Below are 19,812 nucleotides of genomic sequence, written 5' to 3'. Positions count from 1 at the left end.
CTGTCGGGCTCCACGGGGGCCTCGGGGCTCCGCGGCGGCCTCGTGGCCCCTGTGGGGCCCGTGAAGGCCTTCACGGGGCTCATGGGGCCTTTACGGGGCCTGCCGAGCTGTCGGGGGCCTGCGGGCTCCGGGACCGTGGTCCTTGCGGGGCTGTGACCCTTGCGGACCGCGACCCTTCCGGACCTGCGAGCCCTTCCGGACCGCGAACCTTCCGGGACCTGTGGACCCTTCCGGGACCCGCGAGCCCTTGCGGGACCTGCAAGCCCTTCCGGGACCTGCAAGCCCTTCCGGGACCTGCGGACCCTTCCGGACCGCGAACCTTCCGAGACCTGCAAGCCCTTCCGGGACTTGCGGACCCTTCCGGACCGCGAACCTTCCGGGACCCGCAAGCCCTTCCGGGGCCTGTGGACCCTTCCGGACCGCGACCCTTGCGGGGCCCGCGGGCCCTTCCGGGACCTGCGAGGCCTTGCAGGGGCTGCGGGCCCTTCCGGGCCGGCCCTTGGGGGCCTGGGGCCTTCCGGGACCGTGGGCCGCCACCGGGTGGGGCCGCCGGGACCGGTGAGGTCCGGTGACACCCACAAGTCTCCATCGACCACGGTGGGATCGTGCGGACCCGGCGTCCCGGGAGGTCACCCGGGTCCGACCGGCCTCGCCCCCGGAGGGAACCGGTGCCGTCGGTCGTGGTCCTACGCCGCCCCGGTACCGCCACCGCCCGGCATGCCCGCGGCCGTGGGGATGACGTCGTCGATGAGGCCGTACTCCTTGGCCTCGAACGCGTCGAACCAGCGGTCGCGGTCCGAGTCACGGGTGATCTGCTCGACCGACTGGCCGGTGTGCTGCGAGGTGAGCTCGGCCATGCGCTTCTTGGTGTGCAGCAGCCGCTCGGCGTGGATCTTGATGTCCGAGGCCGAGCCGGCCAGGCCGGCGGAGGGCTGGTGGATCAGGATCTCGGCGTTCGGCAGCGCGAAGCGCTTGCCGGGGGTGCCCGCGCTGAGCAGGAACTGGCCCATCGAGGCCGCGAGGCCCATGGCGATGGTCACCACGTCGTTCTTGATGAACTGCATGGTGTCGTAGATCGCCATACCGGCCGTGATCGAGCCGCCGGGGCTGTTGATGTAGAGGTAGATGTCCTTGTCCGGGTCCGCGGCAAGGAGCAGCAGCTGTGCGGTGATCTTGTTCGCGATGTCGTCGTCGACCGGCTGGCCGAGGAAGATGATCCGCTCGCCGAGCAGCCGGTTGTAGACCTGGTCGCCGAGGCCACCACCGATAGAGGGCTCGCCGGCGGCGTAGGGCATCAGATTCGTCACGTCTCCACCTGCTCGTCTTACGACGGCGCCGGGCCGTCTCACGTGTACTGCCGGGGGCAACGGGGACTCCCCTGCCCTCGTATTCATGGACCCTAACGCGCGGGTCCCGCCGGAGAATCCCGGAGAGGTGGGTGTTCGCCGGGGGCGTAGCGGCGCGTAGTCGCGCGAGTAACGGAACGGGCCCCGGAACGCAAGGTTCCGGGGCCCGTCACGGTGAAGCGGTGGTGCGGGTGGTGCGGGTGGTGCGGATCAGGCGTCGGCCTTCTCGTCGCCCTCGGCGTCACCCTCGGCCGCGGTCTCGGCGGCACCCTCGACGGCCTCGACCGTCTCGGTGGCGGCCTCGACCTCGTCCTCGTCGTCCAGGTCGACGATCTCGCCGTTGGTGTCCTTGACCGTGGCGGACTCGACGACCGTGGCCAGGGCCTTGCCGCGGGCGACCTCGCCGACGAGCAGCGGAACCTGGCCGCCCTCGACGACCGCCTGGGCGAACTGGTCGGGGGACATGCCGGAGGAGGCGGCGCGGCGCATGAGGTGCTCGGTGAGCTCCTCCTGGTTCACGTTCAGCTTCTCGCGCTTGACGAGCTCGTCCAGGACGAACTGGGTCTTGATGCCCTTGACCGCGGCCTCGCGGGTCTCGGCGTCGAACTCCTCGGCGGTCTTGCCCTGGATCTCCAGGTACTTCGCGAGGTCGAGACCCATCTGGCCGAGCTGGTGGTGCTCCAGGTTGTGCTTGCGGGTGTTGATCTCGTCCTCGAGCAGCTTCTCGGGGACGGGCACCTCGACGAGCTCCAGCAGCTTCTCGAGGACGCGCTCCTGGGCCTGCGTGGCCTGGTCGTACTGCTTCATGTTCTCGAGGCGCTTGCGGCTGTCCGCCTTCAGCTCCTCCAGGGTGTCGAACTCGGAGGCGAGCTGTGCGAACTCGTCGTCCAGCTCCGGCAGTTCGCGGGCGGCGACCTGGGTGACCTTGACGGTGACCTCGGCCTCCTTGCCGGCCGCCGAGCCGCCCTTGAGCTCGGAGGTGAAGGTGGCCTCGCCACCGGCCTCCAGGCCCTTCACGGCGTCGTCGATGCCCTCGAGGAGCTCGCCGGAGCCGATCGTGTAGGAGACGCCCTCGGCGACGCCGTCCTCCAGGATCTCGCCGTCGACCTTGGCCTCGAGGTCCACGGTCACGACGTCGCCGTCCTCGGCGGCGCGCTCGACCGGGGAGGTGGAGGCGAAGCGCTCACGGAGCTGCTCGACCGACTTGTCGATGTCCTCCTCGGAGACCTCGACGGCGTCGACCTCGACCTCGATGGAGGAGAAGTCCTCGGGGAGCTCCAGGGCGGGGCGGACGTCGACCTCGGCGGTGAAGTTCAGCGTCTCGCCGTCCTTCAGCTCCGTGATGTCGACCTCGGGCTGGCCGAGGACGTCGATCTCCGCCTCGTTGACCGCCTCGGTGTAGAACTTCGGAAGCGCGTCGTTGACCGCCTCCTCCAGAACCGCACCGCGGCCGAACCGCTGGTCGATGACGCGCGCCGGGATCTTGCCCTTGCGGAAGCCCTTCACCGTGACCTGCTGGTTGATCTTCTTGTACGCCGCGTCGAGGCTGTCCTTGAGCTCCTCGAAGGGCACCTCGATGCTGAGCCGAACCCGAGTCGGGTTCAGGGTCTCCACGGCGCTCTTCACGGTTCGGTCTCCTTGTGGCTGACTTCTTGGGGTTCGCCGGAGCCCGACAGGCCCGGCGATTCGCCGCCCGGGAGAGTTGACCGGCCGGGTGGGCCGGGACACACGAGCGCGCAGCTTGCATAGTAACCGCAGCGGGTGAGCCACCCAAAAGTCGATCACCGGCCAGGTGCGGAGCGTGATCGCGCAGGTGGACGGCGCGGGTGATCGCGCAGGTGGTCGGGGTGGCGGGATTTGAACCCACGGCCTTCCGCTCCCAAAGCGGACGCGCTACCAAGCTGCGCCACACCCCGTCTGGTGCGACACGTAGGGTACATGCCCGCAGGCCGCCTGACCGCCGCATTTGCGGAGCACGGGGAGCGGGCGGGGGCGCGCGCCGGGAAGGGATGTGCGGGCGGCGGCGTCGACCCGCTACGATGCGTGCAGTGCCGCGGTCTGCTGACCTGCGGCGCGCCCTGTGCGGGCGTAGCTCAATGGTAGAGCCCTAGTCTTCCAAACTAGCTACGCGGGTTCGATTCCCGTCGCCCGCTCTCGTCGCCGAAGGCCCGGTCGGGAGGCTTGATTCCTTCCCCGGGCCTTCAGTGCGTCCCGGGGTCGCCGCTACCGTGGGGTCTACGGGCGGGTCTGACACGGGCGGGGGTCGCGGTGGTCGAGCTGGGTGTTCTCTTCGGGGTCATGATCGCGCTGGCGGTCTTCCTGATCGTCAAGCTGCTGCGCCGGGGGAACCGCGCCACCCAGAACGCCGACGGTCTCCTCATCGAGCAGGACAGCCGGCTGCGGGCACACCACGACCGCGTCTCCTACAACGCGATGTCGATGGGTGGCACCTCGCCGACCCAGAGCGACAGTTACCGCCGTCCCTAGGTGCCGCCGGCCTCAGAAGCTGATCGAGTTGATGGTGTCGGCCAGCGAGTTGAGGAAGCGGTTGATCGACGGCGCCATGCCGCTGGAGGCGAGGAAGAAGCCGAAGAGGATGGCGACTATGGCGGGGCCCGCCTTGATGCTGCCTCCTCTGATCAGGACCACCAGGATGATCGCCAACAGCAGCACCACTGACAGTGAAATCGCCACGACTGATCACACACCCTCGATTGGTCCGCACTCCCGAGACCATCGTGCCACCAACACGGCCATCCCATGCGGCCCGTGACGCATCATCGCGGTGACCGTTCGGACAAGGTCGTGCCGCACGACAATTCGAGGCCCGCCCGGCACGGGAATTGAAGGAGATCGTTTCTGTCTCCACACAACATGTGCGCGGCTATTTCGAATTAGGCCCGACGGTGCATCAATAGGGGCCGCGCAACGGGTGTTATGCACCTTTTAGTCGGGATGAATCACGACATCTCGGGCAGGCGGGAAGTGGGGCCGCGGGCGGACGTGCGTCATTACGAGAATGACCTGCGGTGTTTTACGCGTACGCACAAGCAACGCTAGGGTGCCTCAAATGTTCCACGCCGTCTCGTCTCTCGTTCAGAGCCCGCGCTCGTCCCAGAACCAGAACGACCAGCACCACCCGGCCCCGGACAGATCCGCCGGGCGACCGTCGCCGCGGCCGTCGGGCCGGCGTGACGCGTTCTTCGACAACGCCAAGTACCTGGCGATCGTGCTGGTGGCCGTGGCCCACTCCTGGGAGCCGCTCAAGGGCGACAGCCGGGTCCTCCAGGCGGCGTACCTCGTCGTGTACAGCTTCCACATGCCGGCGTTCATCATCGTCTCCGGGTACTTCTCCCGGAGTTTCGACGCGAGCCCGAGCCGGGTGAAGCGGCTGCTCACCGGGGTCGTCGTACCGTACGTCGTCTTCGAGACCGGCTACTCGCTCTTCAAGCGCTACGGCGACCACAGCCCCGGCCAGGAGATCAGCCTCCTCGACCCCTACTACCTGACCTGGTTCCTGATCGCGCTGTTCATCTGGCGGCTGACCACTCCGCTGTGGAAGACCCTGCGCCATCCGCTGCCGGTCGCACTCGCCATCGCCGTGCTGGCGTCCGTCAGCCCGGACATCGGGGACGACCTCGATCTCCAGCGGGTGCTCCAGTTCCTGCCGTTCTTCGTGCTGGGGCTGTGTCTGCGGGCCGAGCACTTCCGGCTGGTGCGGCGGCGTGCGGTGCGGGTCGCGGCCGTGCCGGTGTTCGCCCTCGCGCTGGCCTTCTCCTGGTGGGCGGTGCCGCGGATGAACGCGGCGTGGTTCTACCACCGGGACTCCGCACAGGAGCTGGGCGCTCCGTGGTGGGTCGGGCCGGTCATGCAACTCGCGCTGTTCGGGTGCTCGTTGGTGCTGACCGCCCTCTTCTTCTCCTGGGTGCCGGGGCGGACGCTGTGGATCACCTCGCTCGGGGCGGGGACGCTGTACGGGTATCTGCTGCACGGGTTTCTCATCAAGGGGGCCGAGTACCGGGGGTGGTTCGACCACCGCTCGCTGCACGGCCCTCTCGGGGAGATCGCCGTGAGTGTCGCTGTCGCCGTCGTCGTCACGCTGTTGTGCACCTCGCCCGTGCGGCGGGTGTTCCGGGGGGTGATCGAGCCTCGGATGGAGTGGGCGTTCCGGAGGGATCCCGTGCGGGGTGCCAAGGAGCGGGAGGCGTCCGCCTAGGAGGGGGTGGGGGGCTGAAAGCCGCTGCCCTCAGGTTGCTTCAGCCCTTCAGGTGGGTCATCAACCCCTCGAAGTCCTTCCAGCCCGACAGGTCCGACGGGTTGCCCGGGAACGGGTAGTAGAGGGCCGGGCGGGTCTTCGGGCCCAGTTCGCGCGGTTTCTGGCGCAGGGGGGTGCGCCTTGCCCGGTCGCCCGGCATCGTACGGACCTCCTCCGCGCCGAGGACGAAGGCGTACGGGACTCCCGGGCCCTCGAAGCGGGGCGGGACCGCGAGGTCGCGGCGGGCCCTGCGGACCTGGACGAGCATCGACTGCAGGTCGTGGCGGGTGGCCAGGATCTCCGCCGCCTTCATGATCGAGGCGTCCGTGGGGACGGTCTCGCCGGGGCCGTAGCCGAAGGCGAGGGTGATGTCCTCCTCGACTCCTCCCTTGGTGCGGGAGACGCGCACCGTCGCCAGGGCCGGGCGCTCGGGGGTGCCGACGACCACCAGCCAGGTCGGCGCCGGAGCGCGCTCGAACGCCACGTCCGTCACCTGGCGCAGCGACCAGGGCAGGTTGGCGGGTTCCTCGGTGCCCCAGCCGGCCGGCGGCTCGCCGGTGATCTCGCGCCAGACCGCCTCCAGGGCGCCGCCGAGGACCAGCCGGTCGTCGGCCGGGTGGACGCAGCGGAAGGAGATCGCGAGCTGGCGTTCGCCGGAGTCGGCGATCTCCCGGGTGAAGGACTCGGCGACCGGCGTGCGGGGGTCCTCGGGCGTGGCCTCGGGGGACTCGACGGTCACGAACAGGCCGTTCGCCCACCGCAGGACCGCGCCGGACAGGCCGTCGTAGTAGCCGCACTCCTCGTCCTGCACCACCCAGCGCGAGGGCCAGCCGGGCAGGGCGCCCCGGACCGCCGGGGAGAGGCGGGTGCCCGCGGGGGTGACGATCTGGAGGCCCAGTCCGGCGTCGGCGGCGGCCCGGAAGGTGTCGGCCAGCCAGGCCGTCATCGCCACCACGGGGCGGTCCTGGATCACCACGGCGACCTTGTCGGTGAGCACGTCGACGGCGGGCTGCGCGGCGGCGGGCACGGGGACGGCGGTCATGCCCTCGGTGTTCACCACGGCGAGGGAGGACGCGGCCTCGCGGGGCCAGGCCGTGCCGCCGACCAGGGTGGCGACCCGGGCCGCGAAGGTGCCGGCCAGGGCCTCCGCCTCGCGCACCCCGGTGGTGGCGCGGGCCTCGGTCCACCAGTACGGGACCTCGGGTTCGTCGGCGCCGAGGAGCCGGTGGGCCTCTCCCCTGACCTGGACGAGCAGCGGGGCCTCCACCGAGAGCAGGGGGCGGCCCTGCTCGTCGTGCAGCCGGACCAGCGCGCCGTCCTCCTCCGCGCCGACCAGGGTGTCGGGGCCACCCGAGAGCAGGCCGGCGATCACGCTGAGCGGGTCGGGCATCTTCTTCGTGAGTGCGACGACGTCCTTGGTCATGGGTCCCTCTACCTCGTCCCCGCGTGGACGGTCTGGATCAGTCGGTTCGGTTCGCCCCTGCGGACCAGCACACCGCGGCCGGGCGGCTGCTGGGAGGCGTAGACACCGGTGAAGAGCTGGCCCTCGCTGCGGTCGCCGGACATCACCAGCGCCGCCGCGCCGGACTCGCGCAGCCCCATCAGCAGCGGCTCGTACAGGCCCCGGGAGGCGCCCGCGACCCGTCGGGTCAGGACGAAGTGCAGGCCGATGTCCTGGGCGGAGGGGATGTACGGGAGGAAGGGGGCCAGGGGTTGCTGGCCGGCGGTGGTGAGGACGTCGTAGTCGTCGACGAGGATCACGATCCGCGGGCCGGAGAAGCTGCCGGGCTCCAGGTCGGAGGCGTCGGTGCTCTCGTCGGGCAGCCGCTTGTCGAGTTCGGTGGCGATGCCCGCGGCCAGGCCGGCGGCGAGCTTGGCGTTGTAGGCGTAGCCGCCCCGGTACTCCTCCGGGATCGTGCCGCGCAGCCCGCGCCTCGGGTCCATGATGCCGAAGACCAGTTCGTCGTCGCCGTAGCGCTCGATCAGGCCCTGGGCGATCACCTTGAGCAGGTTGGTCTTGCCGCACTCGCTGTCGCCCATGATCAGCAGGTGCTGGTCGTGGTGGAACAGGTCGAGCAGGACCGGCGCCAGCTGGGTCTGGTCCAGGCCGACGGCGACCCGGCGGGGTTCGGCGGACGGGCCGGGCAGCAGGTGCGGTTCGAGGAGGTGCGGGAGGACGCGGACGGGCTGGGCGACCTCGCCGGTCCAGGTGGCGCGGATCGTGCGGGCGGCGCGTTCCAGGACCGCGCCGAGGTCGGCGGTGTCGGCCAGGCCGTCGGTGCGGGGCAGCGCGACCTGTGCGAACAGCTTGCCGTCGGTGAGGACCCGGCCCTTCTCCTCGGGCGAGAGGGTCTGGGCGAGCTTGCGTTCGATGCTGGACTCGCTCGGGTCGTTCAGCCGCAGCTCGACCCGGGTGCCGAACTGGGACTGGGTCGCGATCCGCACGTCGTTCCAGCGGAGCATGCCCGCGACGACGTGGATGCCGTAGCCGCCGCCGCGCTTGAGGATGTCGACGACGGCGTCGTCCAGTTCCTCGAAGTCGTCGCGCAGGGCGCCGAAGCCGTCGATGAGCAGCACGATCTCGGTGGAGGCCAGCTCGGGGAGGCGGCCCGCCGCGCGCAGGGTGCGCAGCTGTTCGAGCGAGTCGATGCCGTGGACGCGGAAGAGGTCCTCGCGCTGGTCGAGCATGCCGCGCACGGAGTCGATGGTGCGGGCGGCGCGCTCACGGTCGGCGCGGCCCGCGACCCCGCCGACGTGCGGGAGTCCGGCGAGCGCCTGGAGGCCGCCGCCGACCAGGTCGAGGCCGTAGATCCCGACTTCCTGCGGGGTGTGGGTGAGCGCCAGGGAGAGCGCGAGGGTGCGCAGCAGGGTGGTCTTGCCGGACTGCGGGCCGCCGATGACCGCCGCGTGGCCGCCCGCCATGGTGAGGTCCAGGTACCACTGGCCCTGCCACTGCCTGGTGGGGTCGTCGAGGACGCCCAGCGGCACCTGGAGCGGGCCGCGCCGCTTGGCGAGCTGGGTGCCGCGCGGGCCGACCTGGAGGGGTCCCGCCACCTTGTCGAGGGCGATCGCCTCGGGCAGCGGGGGCAGCCAGATCTGGCGTACGGGGCGGGCGCCGGCGCCCTCGATCTGCTCGACCATGACACCCATCTCGGTGGGCCCGGTCTCGCGGCGCCGCATCTGCGGCTCCTGCGGGGCGGCGCCCTCCTCGTGGCCGAGGGTGTTGTAGGCCTCGTACTCCAGGGCGAGCGGGCCGGTGTCCTCCTGCTCGCGGCGCACCGGGCCGCTGTAGGCGCCGGAGACGTAACCGGCCTTGAAGCGCTCGTAGTGGCTGGTGTCGACCTTGAGGTAGCCGAAGCCGGGCAGCGGCGGCAGGTGGAAGGCGTCGGTGGTGTCGAGGACCGTGCGGGACTCGTCGGCGGAGAAGGTGCGCAGACCGAGCCGGTACGACAGATAGGTGTCGAGGCCCTTGAGCTTGCCGCCCTCGATGCGCTGGCTGGACAGCAGCAGGTGCACGCCGATGGAGCGGCCGATACGGCCGATGGACAGGAACAGGTCGATGAAGTCGGGCTTGGCGGTGAGGAGTTCGCCGAACTCGTCGATGACCACGAACAGGTGCGGCAGCGGGTCGAGGTCGGGGCGCTTCTCGGCGCGCAGGGCGGCGTAGTGGCCGATGTCGGCGACGTTCCCGGCGTCCTTGAGGACCTGCTGGCGGCGCTTGACCTCGCCGGCCAGGGAGGCGTGGACGCGTTCGACGAGTCCGGCCTGGTTCTCCAGGTTGGTGATGACGCCGGCCACGTGCGGGAGGTCGGCGAAGGGGGCGAAGGTGGCGCCGCCCTTGTAGTCGACGAGGACCATGGCGAGGTCCTCCGGCGGGTGCGTGGCGACGAGGGCGAGGACCAGGGTGCGCAGCAGTTCGGACTTGCCGGAACCGGTGGCGCCGACGCACAGGCCGTGCGGGCCCATGCCCAGCTCGGAGGACTCCTTCAGGTCCAGCAGGACGGGCTCGTGGGAGTCGCTGACGCCGATGGGCACGCGCAGGAAGGCGCGTTCGCCGCGCGGCGCCCACAGCCGGGTCAGGTCGAGGTCGGCCACGTCCTCGATGCCGAGGAGTTCGGCGAAGTCGACCGGCCCGGAGAGCGGGGCGTCGGCGGCCATCGAGTCGGCGGACAGCCGCAGCGGGGCGAGCATCCGGGCGAAGCCCTCGGCGAACGGGACGCCGATCTCGTCGACCGTGCCGTGGGCGCCGATCGGCTCCTCCTCGCGCAGGTCCTCGATGGCGATCCGCTCGCCGTCGACGGTGATGCGCACCCCGACGCTGCCCGGCTCCTGCACCCGTTCGTCGAGCAGGTGCAGGATGGTGATGCCCATCTCCCGCAGGCCGACGGCGTCGTCGGGGCGGGGCAGGTCGACGGCGTCGTCGCCGTGCGCGTCGGCGACGACGAGCAGCCGGGAGGCCATGCCGAGGGCGTCCTTGCCGGACAGGCCGCGGCGCAGCTCGGCCGCGAAGGAGGCGCGGCGGCGCAGCTCGGGGCCGATCTGCCGGGCCAGTTGCGGCACGGAGGGCGCGATCCGGCGGGCGGCGACGGGTCCGTCGTACTGCTCGGAGTCGAGGAGGTGGGGCAGCCACTTCGCCCATTCCCAGTCGGCGATCCGGTCGCCGGGCGCGGCGAGCGCGAACGCCACGTCGTCGGGGGCGTGGGTGGCCGCGGCCTGGACGAGCAGCGCGCGGGCGATGCGGAGGGTGTCCTCGCGGTCGCCGATCACACTGATGTTGCCGACGCGGTCCAGCGGCACGGTGAGCGGCAGGTCGGTGCCGGTGCGGAAGCGGGACATCAGCGCGGACGCCTCGTTCAGCATGAACTGGTCCGGCGGGGTCAGCACCGACGAGCCCTGCTGACCGACCTTCAGGTCCCGGACCGGCATCTCGCCGGTGCCGACCCGCACCCGCAGGAAGTCGCCGTCGACGCGGCGGCGCTCCCACAGCCGGGCCGGGTCGCGGACGATGTCGTACAGCGCGTCCGGCGGCGGGTTGAGCACCTGGGCGGTCTCGGCGCGCTCCCGCTCCTCCTTGCTGAGCTCCTCGCGCAGGTCCTCCAGATAGGCGAGATAGGCCTCGCGCTGGGTGCGGCGGGTGCGCTGGGCCTTGCCGCGCTGGGAGAAGACCAGGGTGAGGGAGCCGACGAGGGTGACGACGAGGATGATCGCGCCGAGCCCGGCGAACTGGCTGTTGCGCACGACCGTCATCATCACGACGGAGGACATCACGCCGGCGACGGGCAGCAGCGAGGTGGCGATGGAACCCGCCTTGCCCTCGGGCAGGTTGGGCGGGGCCTCTATGGTGCGCGGCTCGGAGGCGGCCGGCGGGCGGGTGGTGCGCGCCGGGCGGTGGATCAGTCGGGTACTCATCGTCTGTCCTTCGGGGTTCCCTGCGAGGGGGCCTTTCGAGGGGTCCTGTCGAGGGAGGTCAACGGCGCTTCTGGGACAGTTCGAAGACCTCGGCGGCCAGCCGGGTGGCGGCCAGCCGGGTCGGGCGGGCGAGCAGATCGGTGCGGATGGCGCCGCCGGCCGCGAGGTGGCGGTCGTACGGCAGGACGCGGACGCTCGCCCCGGTCGCCTTGAGCTGCTCGGCGGCCTTGTCCAGGTCGAGGCCGGGGTGCGGGGCCGTCTCGGTGAGGACGACGACGGTCGTGGTGGTGATGTCGCGGGGCAGTCCGCGCATCCACTCCAGCACCGAGCGGGTGCTGGCGACGCCCTCCAGGGTGGCGGGCGCGGTGAGCACCCGGGCCTGCGCGGCGGACAGGGCGGTACGGGCCACCTCGGCGGGCAGCGTCTCGCAGTCGACGACGGTCACCCCGAAGTAGCGGCGCAGCGACACCATGACCCGCTCGTAGCCGCGGGTGTCGAGCATCGCGCCGACCTGGCCCTGGCTGCCCGGCAGCAGCCAGGCGTTCTCCGGGAGCTGGACGAGGTAGCCGGTGATGTCGAGCAGCGACATCTGCGGTTCGACGAGGGCGGCGAGGTCGCCGGTGGTCCAGCGCAGGCTCTCCGCGCCGAGCCGCAACGGCAGCGAGCCGAGCGCCGGGTCCGCCTCCACCATCAGGACGGGGTCCTGCCGGTAGTGGGCGTAGGTCGCCCCGAGGAGGGCGGCGACGGTGGTCTTGCCGGAGCCGCCGCGGATGGAGGTCACGGCAATCTGCCGTCCGGTGGTGACCGTCCGCTGGAGCGTCTCGGCGGTCGCGGTGGTCTCGGCGACCTCGCGCGCGGCGGAGGACGAGACGGTACGGCGTACGGCCCGCAGGGCGCGGGCGGCGAAGGGCTCGCCGTGCCGCGGCTTGAGCCCGGTGGCGGCGAGCCGCTTGTCGAGGACGGGCCGGGTGTCGGGGGCGGCGCGGCGGGGGTTCTGCTGCGGGGCGGCCTGCGGGGGCTGCTCGGCGTACGGCTGGGGCTGCGGGGCGGCCTGCAGGGGCTGCTCGGCGTACGGCTGGGGCTGCGGGGACTGTTCCGCGTACGGCTGGGGTTGCGGGGGCTGTTCGGCGTACGGCTGCTGGGGCTGGGACTGCTGCGGTGGATAGCCGTAGGCGGGCTGCTGCTGCGGCGGATAGCCGTAGGCAGGCTGCTGCTGCTGGTGCGGGTAGCCGTAGCCCGGGGTCTCGGCCTGCGGGCCGGGGGCCGGGGCGTTCTCCGCCGCAGGCTGCTGCGCGGGTACGCCGGGCCGCGGACCCTGCGGTCCGCCGCCCCTCAGGTCGCGCAGCACGTCGTTCTGCCAGTTCTCACCGCTCGGCATGTCGCCCTTCTCCCAGACCTCAGAACTTGTCGAGCAGTTGCCCGTAGATGCCGAACACGCCGACGGCCAGCGGGAACAGTCCGATCACCCCGAGGGACTCGACGAGATCGGCCAGCCGCCGCAGCCGGATCCGGACGTGTTCGGGCGGTTCGATCGCGAGGACCAGCAGCGGCAGCAGCGCGGCGGCCCCCAGCAGGGCCAGCGCACCGGCGCCGCCGGCGTGGTCCAGCCACAGCACGGCGAGCCGTACGACGAGGACGGCGGCCGCCCCGAACAGCGCCACGACCTCCACGACCAGCGGGAACGCGCGGGCCCTGGACAGCAGCACCACGGCGGTGAGCGAGGCCAGGGTCACCGTCCAGGCGCTCGGCCGGTCGGCGGTGGTCAGCAGCCAGCCGCCGCCGGCGGCCGAGGCGGCGGTGACCACGGTGGCCAGCGCGAGCCCGCGGTGGGTGGCGGCGAGCGCGTTGGAGACCTGGTGCCGGCTCACCGACACCCCTGTGGACCGCTTGTCGTCCAGGCCGGTGAGCCCGGAGGCCATCAGCGCGAGCCGCGGCAGCAGCCCGAGCAGCACCACCGAGAACACCGTCATCACGGCGCCTAGCCGGTCCGGACGGTCCTGTACGGCGGCGACGGCCTCCCACACGGCGGCCATGGCGACGGCCGCCCCGGCCCCGATGAGCCCGCCCCGGCCGAGGGGCGAGAAGTAGGCGAGCAGCACCATGCTGACCACGGCCGCGGCGACGACACCGGCGAGCCGGGCCTCGCCGGACCAGTCGTAGGCGTCGGCCGCGGTCCACGCGGTGAGCAGACCGAGTCCGCCGGAGGCGGCCAGCAGCGCGGTGGCGAGTCCGAGGTTGCCCTCGCCGATCTTCGCGACGGCCGCGCCGGCCAGCAGGAACACCAGCGTGGCGACGGCGAGCGCGGTGGCGACGGACTCCGCCGCGAACTCGCCGCGGGCCAGGACGGCCGCGGCCACGGCGAAGACGACGGTGGCGACCCCGGCGCTGATCCGGCGTGCGGCCGGGCGCCAGCGCCAGGCGTGCAGATCGAGGTCGTCGGCGACGAGGTCGGTCACGTCGTGCACGACCGGGGCGGGCGGCGCGGCGTGCGCGCGCACCAGCTGGAGCACGGCGCCGTCGGCGACCCGGGCCGAGGACAGCGTGGCGTCGTTCGGCAGCACCGAGCCGTCGGAGGTGACCAGTTGACGGGTGGTCGGCCGGGAGGCGACCCGGTCGTCGAGCAACCGCAGTATGTCGGGGAGCAGTTGGCCGATCGGCGTGTCCGACGGAAGTACGAGGTCGGCGCGCCGCCGTTCACCGATCAGGGTGATACGGCTGAGCTGGGTCCGAGACGTCGTCGCAGTGCTCACCACTCACCGGAACCTATCATCGCGTCTTTCCGGCCAACGGGCCGATTTACCGTGCACCGGTCACGCATGCTCGTCCTCTGCTCGTCCTCTTCACTGCTTCTCCCCAGTCGCGCCCGCGGAAGGGCTGCTGCTCGCGGGGTCGTACATCTGCTCCTGCTGCTGTTGCTGCTTCTCCTGCTCGGCCTTCTGCTTGGCCAGCGTGGCCTGGAGGAAGGACCAGCCGACGCAGCCGGCGCAGAGCACGGCGGCGATCGCTATGCCCGCGAACACCTTGCCGAGCCGTTCGTCCAGCGTGCGCCGGCCGCGCTGGGCGCCGAACAGCAGCGCGTCACGCATCCGGCGCCGCCGCACCGCCACCGACTCGAGCAGTTGGCTGTCGTAGTCCCGTGCCATTCGTCGTCGTCCTGTGCGTAGCTTTTTGGTGGGCCGTCAGTCGTGCGGGGTGAGGCCGAGGTGCTGCCTCATGGCGCTGTACTTCCGCTCCAGCCGGGTGCGGGTGGTCTCGTCGAGTACGGCGAGGCGGTCCGGGTCGGCGTTGTGCGCGAGGTCGGCCGCCTTGACCAGCCGGGCGCCGGGCGTGGCGAGGATCCGCCGCGCGTAGGCCTCGGGCGGTTCGCCCGCCCGCTTGGTCACGGCGAGGACGACGTCCTTGGTCCGCGGATCGAGGTCGGCCTCGCGCAGCCACTCCTCGCTCAGCGCATGGTCCTCGACGGCGTCGTGCAACCAGCCCGCGGCGATGAGCTCCGCACCGCCACCCCGGGCGCGCACGCCCTCGGCGACAGCTCGCAGATGCTCGGTGTACGGCCGTCCGGCCTTGTCCGTCTGCCCGGCGTGCGCGGCACACGCGACGGCCTCGATCTCGGCGAGGCTCATCGTCACGGCGCGCGCCTCGGGTCGTGCCCGTGGTGCAGCATGCAAATTCCCCCTTACTTTGCCCGTGCAACATAAGGCACGGGAGGCGGGGGCGTACACCCGGGGTGCGGGTTGTTTCCCCGGACGGCCTCCGTCAGGAGCCCTGCGCCAGGCCCGTCACGATCATGAACAGCACCCAGAGCACCGGGACGAACGCGACATACGCCAACGGCCGCCGGTGCACGGGGACACCGGGATCGACCTGCGGCCCGTGCTGCCCCGGCGCCGGAGGCGACAGCTTCCGCACCTTGCGGGCGACGACGAGGTTGTGGAGGACCGTGAACGGCGCGAACAGGAACAACGAGAACGGACTCCACCACCCCTGCCACAAGGTCCGCGTCGTCAACTCCCGGTAGACCGCGACCCCGCAGGTCGCACACATCGTCCCGGTCTGCTTCCCGAAGGTCATCAGAACGAGGATCCCTCGGTGGGCCCGGAAGGTGACGTGGACGGCGGGGGCGCCGGCACAGAACATGCAGGTGGGGGTGGGGGGTTGGGGGTGACCCGGATACACGGCGTACCCCGGATGCGCTTGCTGCCCTTGCTGCCCTTGCTGCGTCGGATACCCGTACGGCGCGGTCGGCTGCGGGTAACCACCCTGATGCATATAGGGGTTGGGGACGGCCTGCGGGGCAGGGCCGGCGTAGGGGTTGCCGTGGGGCGGGGTGGTCATGGGGTGGGGATTCTCCATGGATCAGGTGCGGTGGTAACGGTGGGAGGGGTTCGTCCTGCGCGCCAGGCGCGAAGCGACGCTCCGATGGCGTCCAGCAGGCCGTCCTTCGCCGCGTCGGCGATCATGCCCTCGCTGATGCGCTCGCCGACCACCACCGTGGTGGCGGCACGGACGGCGTCCGCCGGGGCGAGCCGGCCGTCGGGGTCGGGCTTGGGCAGGGGGGCCTCCGTCCACCGGTACTCGGGTGTGACGGCACCAACGGCGTACAGCGCCGCGAAGACCCGCATCAGGGGCTCGCTGTAACGCGGATACGCCACGTGGATGACCCCGTTCGGCTGCTTGCCGCCTCCGCCCCACTCGACGGAGCGGTCCTCGTCGCTGAGCGCGTCGAAGGCGTCGGCCAGCTCGCGCCAGCTGTCGTGGGCGGCATCGTGGAGCTGTGCCAGCAGCCAGTGGTCGTCGGCCTCGGTGACGGTACGGGCGAGTGCCTCGACCACCGCCGTCGAGGAGGCGCCGACGACCGCCCCAGCGCCCTTCGCCCGCGCGAGCCCGGCCACCACGACTACCGGAGCGGCCTGCCGCTGCCCGGCTGTGAACACCTGCTGCGCCCACTTCCCCTCCAGCGCGCGCACCCGGGAGGTACGCGCGGCACGGCGCGCCCAGCCGACCTCGGGGACGGTGTGATCGCCCCAGACGTATCCGACGATCTCTCCGTCGTCGGCGGTGACGGGGAAGTACCAGACGGGGTGGCGGGGGTCAGGGAGGGGGGTGGGGACCGGTTGCTCGTTACTCACTCGCAGCCAGGTTCTCGACCACGTCGGCGTTGGGTGCGTCGGCCAGGGAACCCGGCAGAGCACGCCCCTTGTTGCCCTCCGGGCCGGCCAGCAGCTCATCGAGGGCCTGGGACGGCAGAAGCCCTCGCTCCTTGGCCTCCTCCAGCCTGGCGTGCCAGATGCCGCCCTCGGCGTACGCCCGGGGCCCGGCGGCGTGCCGCGGCTCCCACGCGGCGGCGTCGTCCTCGTCGCTCGCCCACACGTATCCGAGGACCGCGCCGCCCTCCTTGTCGGCCACCGTCAGGTACCGCACCGGCTTGTCGGTCCGCGTCCGGTACCTCGCCGGCCCCGGCGCCACGAGGTCGAAGTGCACATCCTCGTCGAAGCGCGGGTTGACCGGCGCGGGGTCAACCACCGGCGACCTGGTTCTTGAGGGCGGCGAGGGACGGGGCCGTGGTGAGCGAGTCCCGTACGACATGGCTGTACTCGCTGTCCTTGGCGCCTCGCGCCAGCTCCGCGAGCAGGGCCGTCGGCGCGAGCTCCCGCGCCTTGCCGTCGCGCAGGGTCCGCAGCCACGGCCCACCGGCGTTGACGGCGTTGGCCGAGAGACCCGGCGGCACCACCCAGCCGGCGGCACCGTCCTCGTCGTTCGCCCACAGGTACCCGATGACCGTACCGGTCCGGTCGGCGACGGCCAGATGAGCCACCGGTCCCTCGGTCGTACGGCTGTACTTCGCGGGGCCACCCACGCGCCGCATCTGAAGGTCTTCCGCGAAACGCGGGTTGACCGGCGGCTGTTCACTACTCATGAAGTCCACATTTCTGTACGTCTGCCCATACGGCCGCCGACCGAGCGGAGCCGTTCGCTACGGGTTGGGCAGAACCTCCCCGTATGCGTGCCATTTGCCCGCTGAATCCTGGAAGACACGCGACACCCTGTACTGCGTACCACGAGCTAGCAGCAGTTCCCGCTCACCCTTGTTCACGGAGATGTGGTCGACCCAAAGGGCGGGGGTGCCCTTCGGCACTCTCCAGTGCATGATCACCGGCTTGTAGTCGAAGGCTGCGTCCTTGCCGAGCGACGTGGAAGTGTATCCGTCGTCCGTGAAGATCTCGCCCTGCATGTCGAGCGGCGAGTCCAGATCGAGGTGATCGATGGCGGTGCCGCGCACGACCATGATGTCCTCGGGCACGGGGTGGGCGCCCATGACCCGGTCCATGTCGTCCCGCACGGCCGCGATCTGGGGATCCAGAGGCCGGTCGGGGTGCAGGGCGAATTCCCTCAGCTGGCCGTTGATCTGTGTGTAGTAGTGGTCGGTGTACTTCGACAGCGCTCCCTGGGCCTTGGGGTCGAGGTTGTCCAGGAAGTCGTTCCAGTGGGCGTCGCCGTAGGCCTGACCCGCGGCGTTGCTGGAGCTGGGCCAGGGATTCGTCCCGCCATCCAGTTCGGCCGTAGCCACCGCGTGCCGTTCGGCGTCCGTGGAGAGGTGGTTGAACTCGTCCTCGGACATGAGCGGCTTGTACTCGAACGGCTCCCCCGCCCCGGGATGCCCCGGCACGTCCGGGCCCGGGTGGCCCGAGGTGACCGGTACGTCGGTGCCGTGGTGGGCGCCGGTGTCCAGGCCGCCGTCGCCGACGTCCACGTGGTCCCAGGCGCCCACGTGGTCGCCGGTGTGCGCGGCGTCGTCCGCATGCCCTGCTCCGTCGTGACCGGCACCGTCGTGGCCGCCGCCGTGCGAGCCGTCGTGCGGGTGGGTGGAAGGGGTGTCGTGGCCGCCGGTGTGCGGGGCCGTGTCGTGCGGGGTGGTGGTCGGTACGTCGTGTGTCGCGGCGGTCGCCGGGGTGTCGTGGTACCAGGCCGAAGGGGTCGTACCGGAGTGCGCGCCCGCCGGGACCGCGTCGCCCGTGCCGTGCGGGATGCCGCCGTGGATGCCGTCCGACGTGGCGTGCAGACCGCCCGTGTACGTCCCGCTGCTCCCCGTGGAGTGCGGAATGCCGCCGTGGATCCCGTCGTTCGTCGCATGGACGCCGCCGGTGTACGACCCCGTGCCCGCAGTGGCGTGCGGGGTACCGCCGTGGATCCCGTCGCTCGTCGCATGCGCCCCGGCGTACGCCCCGCTGTCGGCCGTATGCGCCGCGTACGACGGTGTCGCTCCCGGGGTCTGGGTCGTCCAGTGGGACGGGAGCCCGGAGGGGGTCTGGTACGACGCCGGTACGGACTCGTGCGGGACCGGTGTGGTGTCGATGGTGCCGTCGGGCGAGAGGAGGTTGCCGTTCGGGTCCAGCAGACGGCCGTCGGGAAGGTGGACCGAGCCGTCCGGCAGCGTGGGCATGTCGATCTTGCCGAGGCCCTTGAGCCCCTTGGCGATGTCGCCGATCTTCGACAGCCCGGCGCCCGCGCCCTTGGCGATGTACGTCATCGGGTCGATCACGCGACCCGCCTTGCCCGCCACCGACAGCACCTTCGCCACCGCGCCCGCCTTGCCCGCGCCGGCCGCCGCGCCGCCCGCCCCGCCCGTGAAGACCGTCGTCAGGACGTTGAAGGTGACCGCACCGGCCGCACGGCCGGGGTTCTTGCCCCACTCGTCCCAGGCGACCAGCGCCTTGCCCGTCTCCTTCATCGCCGTACGCGAATCACGGATCCAGGAAGGGAGTTTGTCGTCGGGGATGAGCCAGAACGCCGTGCCCACACCGGGGATGGAGGCCAGCGCGAGACCGGTCGCGAGCTGGGCGAGGCCCTTCCAGGCCTGGCCCATCGCGTCCCAGCCGCCGAAGCCCACCAGCGTGCCCAGGCCCTTGATGGTGCCCCAGATACCGTCCACGATCAGGCCGTCCCAGACGAACGACTTCACCCAGTGGCCGACCTCGTACCAGTGATGCCTCTCGTCCACCGGGTCACCCCAGGGAAGCTTCGCGTTCTTCAGGTCCTCCGCGTTGAAGCCGTACTGGTCCTTGCGCTCCGAGCCGTCGCCCGCGACCATCTGGGTCCCGCCCCAGATCCCCGTGATCTTGTTGTGGCAGGTCCGCTCCGCCGCCCAGAACGCGGCGACCGTCGCGGTGATGTCGTCGCGCAGCTGGTTGTGCTCGTCGACCTTGTCGCCGTCGTACTCCCAGTCGTCGTCGTCCTTCACGGAGTCGACGAAGGTGGTCGCCTTGGTCTTGAGCTCCTTGAGCTTGGAGACGAGGGGCCGGATCTCGGTGGCGTAGGAGGACAGGGCCGACGACACCGTCTCCAGGTCCGTCCCGAAGTCGTCGGCCCGGTCCTGCACCGGCTTGGTGGTGCCGAAAAGCTGCTCGGCCTCGGGTGCCTTGTAGAACGCCGACAGGCCCTGGAACTGGGTGTTGACGTCCTTGCCGGTGTCCCGGACGTTTCCGGCGTCCTTCTTCAGACTCGCGTGGTCCAGTTCCAACTGCGCCAGGTCACCGGTGAACTGGGGGATCTGCTCGGGCTTGATCACTCCTTGCCCGCCCCCGGGATGTCCAGCTTCGGCGCCTTCAGCGTGTTCCGCTGCGCCTCCAACGCCATCTGCTCATCACCATTCAAGTACGCGGTCGTCGCATCCACCACGCCCTGCAACGACTTCCCGGCACGAGCCGCAACGAACGACAGATCCTTCGACGCACGCTCCGCATACTGCGACAACGCCAACGCCACCAGACCGCCCTGCGCCTGCTCACCACCCGCCGCCGGAGC

The 19,812-nt window shown here is 71.4% G+C and carries 17 protein-coding genes and 2 tRNA genes; 3 read left to right on the top strand and 16 right to left on the bottom strand.

The features are described 5' to 3' along the window. Window positions 1-686 precede the first annotated feature (686 nt). From ABZ490_RS46835 to ABZ490_RS46825, 3 genes are all read right to left on the bottom strand, one after another. Complete coding sequence (locus ABZ490_RS46835; RefSeq protein ID WP_030967072.1) at window positions 687-1,295, bottom strand: ATP-dependent Clp protease proteolytic subunit; 609 nt, start codon at window positions 1,293-1,295, stop codon at window positions 687-689. A gap of 261 nt (window positions 1,296-1,556) precedes the next feature. Beyond that, window positions 1,557-2,972: a trigger factor gene (gene tig, locus ABZ490_RS46830; RefSeq protein ID WP_359005205.1), complete on the bottom strand. Its 1,416-nt coding sequence runs from the start codon at window positions 2,970-2,972 to the stop codon at window positions 1,557-1,559. 213 nt (window positions 2,973-3,185) lie between these two features. Further along, window positions 3,186-3,262 (bottom strand) — tRNA-Pro (locus ABZ490_RS46825). Between the two features lie 166 nt (window positions 3,263-3,428). Between ABZ490_RS46825 and ABZ490_RS46820 the strand changes: the two genes are divergently transcribed. Further along, window positions 3,429-3,499, top strand: a tRNA-Gly gene (locus tag ABZ490_RS46820). 145 nt (window positions 3,500-3,644) lie between these two features. After that, window positions 3,645-3,833 (top strand): hypothetical protein, encoded by a 189-nt coding sequence (locus ABZ490_RS46815; protein ID WP_359005202.1) that lies wholly within the window; start codon window positions 3,645-3,647, stop codon window positions 3,831-3,833. Between the two features lie 12 nt (window positions 3,834-3,845). On the opposite strand, the gene ABZ490_RS46810 is transcribed toward ABZ490_RS46815, so the two are convergent. Continuing rightward, window positions 3,846-4,040: a hypothetical protein gene (locus ABZ490_RS46810; RefSeq protein ID WP_055635087.1), complete on the bottom strand. Its 195-nt coding sequence runs from the start codon at window positions 4,038-4,040 to the stop codon at window positions 3,846-3,848. 376 nt (window positions 4,041-4,416) lie between these two features. Between ABZ490_RS46810 and ABZ490_RS46805 the strand changes: the two genes are divergently transcribed. After that, entirely contained in the window at window positions 4,417-5,562 is a 1,146-nt protein-coding gene (locus ABZ490_RS46805; RefSeq protein WP_359005198.1) for an acyltransferase family protein, read from the top strand. Window positions 5,563-5,602: 40 nt separating this feature from the next. Here the strand turns inward: ABZ490_RS46805 and ABZ490_RS46800 are convergent, their stop codons facing one another. The 12 genes from ABZ490_RS46800 to ABZ490_RS46745 all read right to left on the bottom strand — a co-directional run. Then, window positions 5,603-7,024 carry a DUF6177 family protein gene (locus ABZ490_RS46800; protein WP_359005195.1) on the bottom strand — a complete coding sequence of 474 codons (1,422 nt, stop codon included), beginning with the start codon at window positions 7,022-7,024 and terminating at the stop codon, window positions 5,603-5,605. An 8-nt stretch (window positions 7,025-7,032) separates the two neighbouring features. Next, window positions 7,033-11,010, bottom strand: coding sequence for a type VII secretion protein EccCa (eccCa, locus tag ABZ490_RS46795; protein WP_359005192.1), 3,978 nt, complete (start codon window positions 11,008-11,010; stop codon window positions 7,033-7,035). A 58-nt stretch (window positions 11,011-11,068) separates the two neighbouring features. Then, a complete protein-coding gene (locus ABZ490_RS46790; protein WP_359005189.1) occupies window positions 11,069-12,388 on the bottom strand; it encodes a hypothetical protein in 1,320 nt (439 codons plus the stop codon). A 19-nt stretch (window positions 12,389-12,407) separates the two neighbouring features. Then, window positions 12,408-13,763 (bottom strand): type VII secretion integral membrane protein EccD, encoded by a 1,356-nt coding sequence (gene eccD / locus ABZ490_RS46785; RefSeq protein ID WP_359005186.1) that lies wholly within the window; start codon window positions 13,761-13,763, stop codon window positions 12,408-12,410. 87 nt (window positions 13,764-13,850) lie between these two features. Next, window positions 13,851-14,153, bottom strand: coding sequence for a hypothetical protein (locus ABZ490_RS46780; RefSeq protein WP_359005184.1), 303 nt, complete (start codon window positions 14,151-14,153; stop codon window positions 13,851-13,853). A gap of 36 nt (window positions 14,154-14,189) precedes the next feature. Then, window positions 14,190-14,633 (bottom strand): HD domain-containing protein, encoded by a 444-nt coding sequence (locus ABZ490_RS46775; RefSeq protein WP_359005270.1) that lies wholly within the window; start codon window positions 14,631-14,633, stop codon window positions 14,190-14,192. Window positions 14,634-14,766: 133 nt separating this feature from the next. Continuing rightward, window positions 14,767-15,345, bottom strand: a complete 579-nt coding sequence (locus ABZ490_RS46770; RefSeq protein ID WP_359005181.1) for a hypothetical protein — start codon at window positions 15,343-15,345, stop codon at window positions 14,767-14,769. Beyond that, the gene (locus ABZ490_RS46765) at window positions 15,342-16,139 is read right to left on the bottom strand and encodes a DUF6508 domain-containing protein (protein ID WP_359005178.1); all 798 of its coding nucleotides are present in this window, start codon (window positions 16,137-16,139) and stop codon (window positions 15,342-15,344) included. Before ABZ490_RS46765 ends, ABZ490_RS46770 begins: the two co-directional genes overlap by 4 nt. Beyond that, window positions 16,132-16,533 (bottom strand): hypothetical protein, encoded by a 402-nt coding sequence (locus ABZ490_RS46760; RefSeq protein ID WP_359005175.1) that lies wholly within the window; start codon window positions 16,531-16,533, stop codon window positions 16,132-16,134. Before ABZ490_RS46760 ends, ABZ490_RS46765 begins: the two co-directional genes overlap by 8 nt. Beyond that, window positions 16,526-16,927 (bottom strand): hypothetical protein, encoded by a 402-nt coding sequence (locus ABZ490_RS46755; RefSeq protein WP_359005172.1) that lies wholly within the window; start codon window positions 16,925-16,927, stop codon window positions 16,526-16,528. The genes ABZ490_RS46760 and ABZ490_RS46755 overlap by 8 nt, the downstream gene beginning before the upstream one ends. Before the next feature lie 57 nt (window positions 16,928-16,984). After that, a complete protein-coding gene (locus tag ABZ490_RS46750) occupies window positions 16,985-19,576 on the bottom strand; it encodes an ADP-ribosyltransferase (protein ID WP_359005169.1) in 2,592 nt (863 codons plus the stop codon). Then, the coding region (locus ABZ490_RS46745; protein WP_359005167.1) for a DUF6507 family protein at window positions 19,573-19,812 on the bottom strand (240 nt) is incomplete at its 5' end. The genes ABZ490_RS46745 and ABZ490_RS46750, both read right to left, overlap by 4 nt.

Source organism: Streptomyces sp. NPDC005811 (genome assembly GCF_040630405.1).
Taxonomy (GTDB): Bacteria; Actinomycetota; Actinomycetes; order Streptomycetales; family Streptomycetaceae; genus Streptomyces.
The sequence above is the reverse complement of the archived record's forward strand: the minus strand, read 5'-3'. Positions and strand labels throughout refer to the sequence as shown.